This is a genomic window from Vibrio sp. R78045 (genome assembly GCF_042466085.1).
In the GTDB taxonomy this organism is placed as follows: Bacteria; Pseudomonadota; Gammaproteobacteria; order Enterobacterales; family Vibrionaceae; genus Vibrio; species Vibrio cyclitrophicus.
This window is the reverse complement of sequence record NZ_JAXHBS010000013.1, coordinates 198,149-210,776: the sequence shown is the minus strand read 5'-3', so window position 1 is coordinate 210,776 and position 12,628 is coordinate 198,149. Positions and strand designations below refer to the sequence as shown.

Annotated in this window: 10 protein-coding genes and 1 riboswitch; of the genes, 8 read left to right on the top strand and 2 right to left on the bottom strand. The window is 42.8% G+C overall.

The genetic code is table 11. The features are described 5' to 3' along the window. Positions 1-8: 8 nt before the first annotated feature. From SJY39_RS11445 to SJY39_RS11425, 5 genes are all read left to right on the top strand, one after another. Positions 9-992, top strand: coding sequence for a DUF2860 family protein (locus tag SJY39_RS11445; protein ID WP_016766793.1), 984 nt, complete (start codon positions 9-11; stop codon positions 990-992). A gap of 162 nt (positions 993-1,154) precedes the next feature. Next, positions 1,155-1,649, top strand: coding sequence for a GNAT family N-acetyltransferase (locus tag SJY39_RS11440; RefSeq protein ID WP_010429239.1), 495 nt, complete (start codon positions 1,155-1,157; stop codon positions 1,647-1,649). Positions 1,650-1,739: 90 nt separating this feature from the next. Then, positions 1,740-1,839: riboswitch (purine riboswitch) on the top strand. 88 nt (positions 1,840-1,927) lie between these two features. Beyond that, complete coding sequence (locus SJY39_RS11435; protein ID WP_010429242.1) at positions 1,928-2,926, top strand: adenosine deaminase; 999 nt, start codon at positions 1,928-1,930, stop codon at positions 2,924-2,926. A 403-nt stretch (positions 2,927-3,329) separates the two neighbouring features. After that, on the top strand, positions 3,330-4,049 hold the full coding sequence (locus tag SJY39_RS11430) for a Crp/Fnr family transcriptional regulator (RefSeq protein ID WP_016789867.1): 720 nt from the start codon (positions 3,330-3,332) through the stop codon (positions 4,047-4,049). Between the two features lie 153 nt (positions 4,050-4,202). After that, positions 4,203-4,346 carry a hypothetical protein gene (locus SJY39_RS11425; protein ID WP_010429247.1) on the top strand — a complete coding sequence of 48 codons (144 nt, stop codon included), beginning with the start codon at positions 4,203-4,205 and terminating at the stop codon, positions 4,344-4,346. 116 nt (positions 4,347-4,462) lie between these two features. On the opposite strand, the gene SJY39_RS11420 is transcribed toward SJY39_RS11425, so the two are convergent. Further along, complete coding sequence (locus tag SJY39_RS11420; protein ID WP_372275515.1) at positions 4,463-5,128, bottom strand: DUF2057 family protein; 666 nt, start codon at positions 5,126-5,128, stop codon at positions 4,463-4,465. Between the two features lie 288 nt (positions 5,129-5,416). Next, positions 5,417-6,979 (bottom strand): arylsulfatase, encoded by a 1,563-nt coding sequence (locus SJY39_RS11415; protein WP_010429253.1) that lies wholly within the window; start codon positions 6,977-6,979, stop codon positions 5,417-5,419. Between the two features lie 345 nt (positions 6,980-7,324). On the opposite strand from SJY39_RS11415, the gene SJY39_RS11410 reads away from it, so the two are divergent. From SJY39_RS11410 to SJY39_RS11400, 3 genes are all read left to right on the top strand, one after another. Further along, a complete protein-coding gene (locus tag SJY39_RS11410; RefSeq protein ID WP_010429255.1) occupies positions 7,325-8,872 on the top strand; it encodes an arylsulfatase in 1,548 nt (515 codons plus the stop codon). 197 nt (positions 8,873-9,069) lie between these two features. Beyond that, positions 9,070-11,466 (top strand): tetratricopeptide repeat protein, encoded by a 2,397-nt coding sequence (locus SJY39_RS11405; RefSeq protein WP_010429257.1) that lies wholly within the window; start codon positions 9,070-9,072, stop codon positions 11,464-11,466. 166 nt (positions 11,467-11,632) lie between these two features. Continuing rightward, entirely contained in the window at positions 11,633-12,616 is a 984-nt protein-coding gene (locus tag SJY39_RS11400) for an AAA family ATPase (RefSeq protein ID WP_372275517.1), read from the top strand. Positions 12,617-12,628: the final 12 nt, after the last annotated feature.

Here is a 12,628-nt window from a genome sequence, read left to right as displayed (position 1 = left end):
ATGTGAATATGAGGTTTTTTTTACCAGTCGTGTTTACGGCATTTGCTTCGATGCCTGCATATAGTGGACTTGCTCCAAGCGATGGTTTCAGCGGAAACTTTAGTATTTTGGCTGGTTCTTATTCAGATAGCAGTAACTTGAGTACCGAGCAAGATTCTATTCAAGCAAACAACACGAAAGAAGGGAGTAGTGAAAACCAGGGGCTTCTCGGCTTTCTCGGAACGGTTCAATACACCTTTGGGGAATCGTTGAACCACCAAGTTTATACGGGAACTACTCGAGAGGATATTGCGACAGGTACAATAGCGTTTGAGATTGGTTATCGACATCAGTTCTCTGGTGGCACCATTATCGACTTCTCGGTGCTCCCTACGTTTATCTCGGGTAAAGCTTGGGCTGATCCGTACGCGGTTGGCGTTAATCGAAACGAAACGGACGTAAAAGGTAATGTGGGACGACTGCAATTGACGAGCGTTGGAGGCACCGGTTTTCAAGCGGATTTTGCAATTGGTGAATCTGATGTTGACGATGAACTGTCGGGAACTCAAAACTTATCTGCCCAAGACGCAGCCTTGTTAGATAGGGAAAGAACCTATTTGTACGCAAAGGCCGGATACCGCTTTATATTGCCGGACCAAGTTGGGTTACTGGTCCCTTCTATGGTTTACTTTAGTTCAGATGCGAAAGGAGACGCGATCAGTTTTGATAGCTACGGCGTAGAACTTAATTACGCAAAAAGAATGGGTCGTCATGGTTTCGTCGTCACGTTAGACGCACATGATCGTCAGTACGATGAAGTAAACCCTCTTTATGGAAAAATGCGTAAAGAGAATGAATACGGTGCTTTTTTAGCTTACGAGTTGAGTGGTTTTATGGGATATGATGGTTGGTCGTTTATTACGTTACTTGGCCTAAGAACCATTGACTCTAACATCGACTTTTACAATTCTGAACAAGTGTTAGCGAGTGTTGGTATCGACTACAAATTTTAACGGTCATACCTAACCAAAAGTCAGCCAAACTAGCGTTAAGATTTAACTTTATTATTTGTTCAGTTATTTCTGGCACTTATCATATTTAAGGTTGTAGGTGCTTATCGCTATCCGTAATATAAAAATCAGCGAGAATATAGGATCAGATAACAAGGAAGCGCTTTGGAAATACAAATTAGACACCTCGAACTAACAGATTACCAAGATATTTTTGATATTTATCGTCACCCTTCAGTCTCTGAGAATACATCACAGAAGCCTTTTCTTAGTTCTGATCAAGTTGAGAGATTGTTTGGGCATTCTGACCATTTTACTTTGGTTGCTGAAGTGTCCGGAAAAGTCGTGGGCCACATCACTTTATTCATGACCACCAAAGTGAGAGACAGACATTGTGCAGGCCTTGCGATAGCGGTCAATCCGGATATGCAAGGCAAAGGGGTCGGCAAGGTCTTAATGCAAGAAGCGATCAATCAGGCCGATAATTGGCTTAACCTCGTTCGACTTGAATTAGAAGTTCATGCCGATAATCACGGTGCGACTACTTTATATGAAAGCGTTGGTTTTCAATTAGAAGGAACCAAAAAGCTTAGTACATTCAAAGGTGGGAAATACGTTGATATGCTTTTGATGTCGAGAATTAGGCATGATTATCGTTGATAGTGAGCTGTTGATTGTTGATTGGTTTTGTTCAAAGCGGTTTCATTCGGTTCGTCACTCGTTAAACCTTTTCATCGCAGCTTAATTTGGTATAGTAGCAATCGTTTGCTTCGTATAACCCCAATGATATGGTTTGGGGGTCTCTACCAGCTCCCGAAAAGTGCTGATTACGAAGGGTTTAGATCACAATTGTGTTCTTACTCTTTGTAATGGCGTTCAAAAATATCCTGTCTATTACTCAGAGTAAGTGCACACCTAAAATCCATAGTAGGTGGAATATGAACGCATTTATTCAAGGGCTTCCAAAAGTAGAGTTGCATTTACACATTGAAGGTTCACTCGAACCTGAATTACTGTTTAAACTCGCTCAACGTAATGGCATAGATTTGCCTTATTCATCTCCAGAGCAGTTAAGACTCGCATACGAATTTGATGATTTGCAGTCGTTTCTCGATATTTACTATCAAGGTGCTGATGCACTGCGCACAGAACAGGATTTCTACGATTTAACATGGGCTTACCTAGAACGCTCTATAGCTGACAATGTTATTCATACTGAAATTTTCTTTGATCCTCAAACTCATACCGATCGTGGAATTGCTTTTGATACTGTGATTAATGGTATTTATCGTGCGCTCAAACGTGGTCAGAAAGAATTAGGGATTACTTCTCAAATCATAGCTTGTTTCTTACGACATTTATCTGAAGAGAGCGCTATTCAAACGTTTGCTGATATTCTCAAGCACCAAGACAAAATTATTGGGGTTGGATTAGACTCCTCAGAACTCGGGCATCCGCCAGAGAAATTCAAACGCGTATTCGAACAAGCCAAACAAGCGGGCTTTCTAACAGTGGCTCATGCTGGTGAAGAAGGCCCCGCACAGAACATTGTCGACGCTATTGAAATGCTCAGTGTTAGCCGAGTAGACCATGGCGTGCAGTGCATGACAGACGAAGCGTTAATATCGGAATTGATTAAGACTAAAATGCCGCTGACCGTGTGTCCATTGTCTAACATTAAACTACGAGTGTTTGATGTAATGGAAGACCACAATATTGTTGATCTACTAAGAAAGGGCGTTTCCGTTACGATTAATTCGGATGATCCTGCGTACTTTGGTGGTTATATGTCGGATAACTTTAACGCAGTAAACAATGCTCATACGCTTACACATAAAGAGTTGGCCCAGTTTAGCTTGAATGCAATTGACGCGAGCTTTATTGAAGAGTCGTTGAAACAGCAATATCGCGATGTCGTATTAGCCTATATTGCCTAGAATGATGTTAGCTAGTATCCAACGTTTCACTATTTGAATTGCCCAACGACTGGCAATGACTGGTCGTTTTATTTGGGCTGGCTTTGATGTTTCCAGAAACCACCAAATTGGTTCTTTAAAGGTGGGAGGATTAGTCAAACCGAGTACCTAGCAAATGGGCTGTTTAATCAAAGAAGTTCAATGGTCTGAGCATTATGACTCCATGACTGGAAATTCAGTCGCCTCTTAACGAGACAAATGGTTCACTTACAGCTTGTAAGCTACGATATTATCTTAAAGTACTAAAAAATATAACTTTTTTGATAAATAATTGTTGGGTGTTAGCAGTATTAGACTACATTTAGAAAAGGTTCAGTGAGATGCGTTGCACTCATGCAGATATTGTTAGACAAGGAGTTAATCGTTGTTAGACCCTAAAATATGCGAACAAATACAGTGGCCATGTGATTTGTCACAAGATTTGATCCACAGCTTGCTCGAGATTGCGCTCTTCAAAACGGGTGTTCATAGCTTAGAGATTACGAAAAAATTCCAAAATTTACCGGGGGTCTTTTATATTCTTAAAGGCTCAGCGGGTATCTGCTTTTCAACTGAAAACATGAAAAGCTTGTCGGGTGGTGTGATAGGTAAAGGCGATTGGATCGGCGCTTTGACCATTCATGCGAACTACAATTTATTTGCTGTCGCAGAAGAAGTTGAGCCGATTACCATGGTATTTTTCCCCGCGGACAAGGTATTGGAGCTCGCTGAAAAGAAATGCATGGTCTTCAAATGGCTACTCCATTGTGGAGTTAAATCGCAATCTATCTGGATGCAGGCTTTCTTATCTTCCATCCATGAAAAAGAGCAAAAAACGATTTATGTCCTTTTAGAGCTCGCTGCTCGCCAGACAAATGTTACAGGGGCAAAGGTGAGTATCAATATTTCGCAAACCCAATTGAGTACCATTACTGGTATATCAAGGCCGAGGTTAAATGAGGTGTTAAAAAGTATCGAACAACAAGGTCTAGTGACGATACAAAGAGGTAAGGTGTCCATCTCAGATTTTGAAGGTTTGTACGAACGTATTTCACCAATGAATTTAATGATCCGCGACCCTATATCGACGATGAACGCATTATAATTAAAATACTTATTTCTCGAGAAAAGACTCAAATAGGCGGCTATTTGTGGCTAAATCCTCAACTTTTGTTCCTTTAGGAACATACATGAATCACGGAAATCGGTAACGTTAACTCAAGATTTATAAATTTAAAATTGAGTGAGTAGTACTGTTATGAAAATGGCTGTTTTGGAATACAAAGTGTATGGGGTCGGTGACTGGATTAGAACAACGATTTCGAGTCGTTGTGCCTATTTGTTGGCTGCTGAGTATAAAGGTTTGGGTTGGCCAGCTAAGGTGGATGGGAAATCGCAATAGATGAGGCTTAACCTATGAATTCGGAATAACCTTTCCCTTTCTTATGAAATAATCCTAGAGATAGAAAAGAAGCTGACTTGATGTCAGCTTCTTGCTTTAAAGTGAGCAGAATAAATCTATTTGTTCACGTAATCTTTGAATTTCTGCTTGGTTTCAGCATCGGCTTTCTCGTACCAGAAATACAGCATTTCTTCCGCAGTATTCGCCGCGTTCGTATCAATCTTTGCTGGTAGAGTGACAGGTTGTACAACCGCTGCTGTTGCAACTGCTGATGTACCCATAGTTAATGCAGCAATACCGCCTTTCTGGTTGTATTCTTTCGCTTCTTGAGGATATTTACGACCAATCTGCATTCCATCTTTGATTAGCTTATCTTGATTAACACTGATTACATTTTGGTTCTCATCAATCAGTTTCCAATCAAGGTTATTAAAGCCTTTTTTCGCTTCCGATACATTACGGAATTTAGGCATTTCAAACGTCAATGTAGTGTCTGCTGCATCAAAAGTTGCAATTATGACGTCGCTATCGACAAACTCACGATCGTTACCTTGACTAAAAGCAAGCTGATATTGGAAAACGATTTGGTTTACACCGTCTGGAACGGTTATTGTTTTGCTTGAAGAGAAAAAACCACCCTCAAGGTCAGGCTTAGCCTCGTTAACTGCTACGACGTCAACTAAGGCATCTGCGCTAGAAGGGATTTTAATGGTTACATCAGCCAATGCTGCGGGTGCAGCAACGATAGCTGAAAGTAGGGCTATACTTTGGATTGTCTTCATAATCATACAGTTGTTGTTATGGTTAGATGAATTACAATCGCATGCAAATGTATGTATTTCAAGTCATGTCATAGTGTTTTAAAAAAATTTGCGAAATCTTAACGCAACGGTCATATATCGAGATAACTAAAGACCAATGTGGGTAATTATCATCCAACAAACACGCTGAATCTCGATAAAGTCATTCGTCATATTATGGCAGATATATGCTTTATTTTTGAAACAAGAAAGCCGTAATAAATGTGATTTATCACGGCTTTGTTTACTTTCGTAGCGTTAGCTAATTGGTTACTTAGCTTGCGATGCAGCCGCTTCTAGTTGTTGAAGCTTACCCTGAAGCATGTAAACGTTCTGGTTGAAGTTACCAGGGTTCAATACTTGGCTTTGTTGCATTGGGTAGTCAGGTAGCGTGTTCATGAACTCTTGTACTTTGCCGCCTACTGGTACGAATAGCCACATGTTGTCTGCCATCCAGCGTAAGTACATGCCAGATTCGTGTGGTGCTTTCTCGAATGGGTCTGCACGTAGGTGAACAACTTGAGGCCAGTTCGTTTGGAAACGTACTGCATCAACAATGTTACCTTCTAGTACCGCAAATGAAATCTTGAAGTCATTCCAACGTACAGCGTTTAGCTCAGCGTTAGCAGAGAAGTAAAGCATGCTGTCGCGAGGGCCTTTCTCTTCTTTACCTTGGAAGTAAGGTAGGAAGTTGTACCCATCTAGGTGTACACGCCAGTTCTTACCGTTGTAAGTTGCACCTTTGTCAGACGCTAGCTTTTCAACCACTTTATCATCACCAGCTGCTGCTAGTAGAGTAGGAATCCAGTCTTGGTGACCCATGATGTCGTTGATCTTAGATCCCGGTTTGATTGTACCAGGCCAGCGAACGAGCTGAGGAACACGCATACCACCTTCGTAAGTTGTACCTTTCTCACCGTGGAAGTAAGTCGCACCACCATCAGGCCAAGATACAGTTTCTGCACCGTTATCTGTTGAGTAGATTACGATCGTATTGTCTGCGATCTTCAATTCATCAAGCTTATCTAGTAGCACGCCCACTTGGTCATCGTGCTCTAACATGCCATCAGCGTAAATGCTGATACCCGATGCGCCTTGGTATTTTTCTTGTAGACGAGTCCACACGTGCATACGTGTTGTGTTGTGCCAGATGAAAAATGGTTTGTCAGCTTTCACTGCCTTTTCCATGAACGCTAGAGATTCCTCTAGGAACTCTTCATCCGCATGCTCCATACGCTTACGCGTCATAGGACCAGTATCTTCAATTTTACCATCGGCAGTAGATTTGATTACACCACGAGGGCCAAAGTTTTTACGGAACTCAGGGTCTTTAGGGTAGTAGTATGTCTCTGGCTCTTCTTCCGCATTCAGGTGGTACAGGTTACCGAAGAACTGGTCAAAACCGTGGTTCGTTGGAAGGTGTTTGTCTTGGTCACCCATGTGGTTTTTGCCGAACTGAGCTGTCATGTAGCCTTGTTCTTTGAGGAGGTCTGCGATCGTTGGAGCCCAATCTGGGATACCGTGGTCTGAACCTGGCATACCGATAGTCAATAGACCAGTACGGAAAGGTTCTTGGCCTGTTAGGAATGCAGCACGACCAGCAGTACACGATTGTTGACCGTAGTGGTCAGTAAATAGTGCGCCTTCGTTAGCAATACGGTCAATGTTAGGGGTTTCGTACCCCATCATTCCGTTGTTGTATGCACTGATGTTGAACACACCAATGTCATCTCCCCAGATAGCAAGAATGTTAGGCTTTTCTGCTGCGGTTGCTGCTGAAGAAGCTGCTAATAAGCCAACACCTAATGCCAGTTTATTAATTTTAGTACCCATAAGGACTCCGATTCACTTTTAAGATTAATGCGTTAGAGCAACACATCGTTGGGCAAACATTAATCTCAAAAACTGATGGTGTCTTTTTATAGTGGTTATAACCAATTGTTATGAAGCAGATCTAACTTTATGATTCAATTTGGTTTTATATGCTTACCTCGATTTATCTTCGAATATTATGCGTGATCTTCGTCATGTTTTTCTACGTCATTTTATCGCGTGTTTACGCATACTGTTCGTTATGAAAATGATAAAAATATTAATAGTTTAACCAAGGTCGCGAGAGTTAAAAAAATGGACTATATGTTGTAAGGCAGGATGCAAATAACTAACGAAGAGGTTTCTATGACAGCGAAATATGGCGTTAAACGTCGTTTAGCGATTTTGGGTACGGCGATGATGGCGGCTTCCACCACCACATTCGCAGCAGAAAAACCGAATATTCTCGTGATTTGGGGGGACGATATTGGGCAATCTAATGTCAGCGCATATACCTTTGGTTTAATGGGTTACAAAACTCCGAATATCGATAGTATCGCTAAAGAAGGCATGATGTTCACAGATTACTATGCCGAGCAATCTTGTACAGCTGGTCGCTCTACGTTCATTACTGGTCAAAGTGTATTAAGAACAGGTTTGAGTAAAGTAGGCTTACCAGGTGCAGACATTGGCCTTCAAGCAGAAGACGCGACAATCGCAGAAATGTTGAAACCTATGGGTTACATGACGGGTCAATTTGGTAAAAACCACCTTGGCGATAAAGATGAATTCCTTCCAACAGCACACGGTTTTGACGAATTTTTTGGTAACCTTTATCACCTAAATGCTGAAGAAGAGCCAGAAAATGAAGATTACCCAACCGATCCAGAATTTCGTAAGAAGTTTGGCCCTCGTGGTGTAATCAAATCTTTCGCTGACGGTAAGATTGAAGACACCGGCCCACTAACGCGTAAGCGTATGGAGACTGTCGATGAAGAAACGCTCGATGCAGCGCTTGATTTTATGGACCGTGCGGTGAAAGCCGATAAACCATTCTTCGTTTGGTGGAATGCAACGCGTATGCACTTTAGAACACACGTCAAAGCTGATAGCAAAGGTGTGACAGGGGTAGGTAACTATGCTGACGGCATGGTAGAGCACGATAGACATGTAGGTCAGTTATTGAAACAAGTGGATGATCTGGGTATCAAAGACAACACCATTGTTTTTTATTCAACGGATAACGGCCCACACATGAACTCTTGGCCTGATGCGGGTACAACACCGTTCCGTGGTGAGAAAAACACCAACTGGGAAGGTGCATATCGTGTACCTGCAATGGTTCGTTGGCCAGGTAAGATTGAACCAGGTACGGTTTCTAATGAAATTATGCATCACATGGACTGGATGCCGACCTTTGTTGCAGCTGCCGGCGATGATCAAATCAAAAAGAAACTTCTGAAAGGTCACACTGCGGGTGATAAAACATTTAAGGTTCATTTAGATGGTTACAACTTCCTTCCTTACCTAACAGGTGAAGAAGAAAAAGGTCGCCGTTCTGAAGTTTTCTACTTTACTGATGATGGTGATTTGGCCGCGCTTCGTTATAACCAATGGAAAGCGGTGTTCATGGAGCAGCGTGCAACGGGCACTATGCAGATTTGGTCAGAACCGTTTGTGACGTTACGTTTACCTAAGTTATTTAACCTACGCATGGACCCATATGAAAATGCAGATATCACATCGAATACCTATTATGACTGGTTGTTAGACCATGCATATATGTTCGTTCCTGCACAAGCGTATGTTGGTGAGTTCTTAGAAACGTTTGCCGAGTACCCACCACGCCAAAAAGCGGCAAGCTTTAGCTTGGATCAGGTAATGGAGAAACTGCAAGAGAACCATAACAAGTAACTCTTATTACAAAAGTAAATATTCACAAGCGAAAATTTATGATTGAAAGAGCTCTCCGGAGCTCTTTTTTTATAGGCACTTAACCGATGTAAATACAAATCACAAGTATTCGATACCCGAGACACTAATTAATTGTATTTTAGGTGTTTTTACGTCTATCTTATTAAGCATAAGGATGTATAAAAACAAGGAATGTTATGTCTGCATGGTTGTGCTCACTAGTGAACGGATTGAAACACCAGAGAGTTGCAGTATTATCCGGAATGTTGTCGTTATTTATGTTGTTGATAGTCAGTCTTAATGTCTATGCCAGTGAGCCAATTTCGTCAGTTGGCTCAGCAGCTACAGGTTCAGAAGCAGCGCCTTTCAGTTCTCAGGCTACATATATAGGCTCTGATGCTTGTGTTGATTGCCACAGCGCAGAGGTGGAAGCATGGCAAGGTTCTAATCATGATATGGCAATGAAGCACGCTACTGACGAGTCGGTATTGGGCGACTTCAATAATCAAACCGTTACCCACAAAGGGAAACCCAATCGCTTTTTTCGCAAAGGTGGTGAGTTCTGGGTAAATATCGAAGGGCCAGACGGCCAATTCAAAGATTACAAAATCAGCTATACCTTTGCCTTTGAACCTCTACAACAGTATATGGTTGAATTTGAGGATGGTCGCGTGCAATTGATTCCTTTTGCTTGGGACTCAAGAGAAAAGGCACAAGGCGGTCAGCGTTGGTTTCACCTCTACCCAGATACCACCAACACTGATGAATTCTACTGGACCAATAGTGGTCAGAACTGGAACTTCATGTGTGCTGACTGCCATTCAACAAACCTAGAAAAGAACTACGACAGCGCAAGTAATACTTACAACACCACTTGGTCTGAGATTAATGTCGGTTGTGAAGCGTGTCATGGGCCAGCGAGTGAGCATGTTGAACAAGCTCAGCGAACAAATAACAAGCAAGCCACAGCCAAAGGTGGAAAAGATGCCCAGATTTCGGCGCATTATGGTTTTGATCGTGACTTGTCGAGGTCGGTGAAAGAGTGGATCTATCAAGAGGGTAACTCAACCCTGCAACCAAAAGACATCATCCATACCAATCAAGTTCAAACCTGTGCTCAGTGCCACAGCCGACGCACTCAGTTGAATGAAACAGGCGACCATGTTAACGGTTCATTTTTTGATAAGTATCGTCTGAGTTTGATTACCCCTGAGCTTTACCATAACGATGGTCAAATCTACGATGAAGATTACGTTTACGGATCTTTTTTACAATCAGTGATGGCAGAGAAAGGCGTCACTTGTACTAACTGTCACGATCCCCATACTGCAGAACTGAAAATTGCCGAAGAAGCCGTATGTGGTCAATGTCACATTGCATCTGAATACGCGCCTGAAAAGCACACATTCCACGAAGCCAATACCGAAGCTTCACAATGTACGACTTGTCACATGCCAGAGACGACTTACATGGAGGTCGATCCAAGGCGTGACCACAGTTGGCATATCCCGCGTCCTGATATTAGCCAACACATTAAAACACCAAACGTGTGTACCAGTTGTCATGAAGATCAAACTGACCAGTGGGCCGATAAGCAAATTGGTGAGTGGTTCCCAGATTCTAAGTATCGTAATCAGCAGCATTTTTCTGTTGCCTTTTATGCTGACTCAATTGGACATAGTGGGGCTGAAGATGCCTTGGCGTATTCGGCTCAGGATTCCAGCTTAAGCAATATTATTAGAGCATCGAGCCTAGAGCGTTTGGGTGGTAACACGGGCAAAAATACACTTATCTCATTGGCAAGAGCGGTGAAACATGACGATGAAATGATTCGATTGGGTGTTGTTCAAGGCTCATCTGGTTTTCCATTTACTGACCGTTGGCAGATTCTAGAGCCGCTATTGAAAGACCCTGTATTGTCGATTCGTTCAGAAACCGCAGGTGCATTAGTGCGTTACTGGGGAGAAATGAATCCTCTGCAGAAAGATCAAATCAAGCCAGCATTAGAAGAGTACATCGAGATACAACGCTTCAATGCTGACAGAGGTTTTGGTCGTACTAATTTAGGTAACGTTTATCGAGATCTAGGGCAGTATCAAAAAGCGATGGAGCTCTATCAAGGCGCTATCGAAATTGAACCTTACTTCGAAAACAGCTACGCCAACTTGGCCGACTTGTATCGTGCACTTGGTGACGAACCAAAGGCATTAGCGATATTGAAACAAGGTATTCAAGCGCAACCAAAATCGAGTGTGTTGCCATACAGCGCAGGCTTATCTTTGCTTCGTGTGAAAGATTACGACAAAGCAACCGACTACCTAAAACAAGCGGCAGAAACAGCAAAAACCGACCCACAATATTGGTATGTGTACGGCTTGGCTTTAGAGAAGTCTGATGTACTTGCTGCGAGTAAGTCATTGAATAAGGCTTACCAATTTAGCCGTAACCCACAACATTTGTACGCACAGTGTGAGATTTTGGCTCGAAATTACCAGAAACCAGGCGTAGTAAAAGCGTTTGAACAATGTATTTCGTCATTGAGTAAGGTGGCACCACCGGAAGCCATTAACCAATTGAGAGCACTTAGTAAGTAAATAGCGATGAGCCAGTAGAAAGCTTAGCTGAAATAAAGGGTTAGCAAAAACTTGTCTATGGCACGCATAAATTATGGTGCTTATAACTAATTATCACGTTTATAACTAATAGTTATAGGGCTTGTGAGTAGGATGTTCACAGCCAGATTGAATTAAGGGAAGATCTATGAACCATGCGCAACAAGCAATAAACCAACTGATTGAACAGACAGAAAAAAGTGTCATCGGTCAGAGTCACGTCATACGTGCTCTAGTGATCGGGTTATTGACCAATGGCCATGTGCTTCTAGAGGGCCTTCCCGGCACAGCGAAAACGCGTTCGGTCAAGTCGCTAGCGAATTTATTGAACACAAGCTTTGGTCGAATTCAGTTCACGCCTGACCTATTGCCATCAGATGTGACGGGTACCGAGGTGTATCAAGAGCTGGATGGCAAGCCGCAACTGTATTTCCAACCGGGTCCTATTTTTAATAGCATTGTTCTAGCCGATGAAGTGAACCGTGCGCCTGCAAAGGTACAAGCGGCACTGCTTGAAGCGATGGCGGAAGGGACGATAACCGTGGGCGGCCAAACTCACATCCTTCCTGACTTGTTCATGGTATTGGCGACTCAAAACCCAGTTGAACAAGAAGGTACGTATCCGCTACCTGAGGCGCAGATGGACCGTTTCATCATGAAAGTGACGGTCGATTATCCAGAAGACGAAGCGGAACGCGACATTATTCGATTGGTGCGTAGCGAAGAGCTAGGCAGCGAAACGAGCTCTGAGCTAGTCACACCGCAACACATTGAACCTGAATTGGTGCTTGAAGCGCGTCGCCAGCTTCCAGAAATAGCGGTTTCTGATTTAGTCGAAAACTACATTGTTGCCTTGGTGATGGCGACACGTAAGCCAGAACGTTATCCAGAATCAAATCTATCAAAGTGGATTGAAATTGGCTCAAGCCCACGTGCTTCAATCGCTTTGGATAAATGTGCTCGCGCTTATGCGTGGCTACAAGGGCGTGACCATGTCACGTTAGACGATGTGCGAGCGATGCTACCTACCGTATTAGGTCATAGATTCTCACTCTCTTATGACGCATTGGCCGATGGTGTTGACCATCAAAGAGTGGTTGAAGAACTGCTTGATAATGTTGAGATCGGATAATTAGGGGGCGTC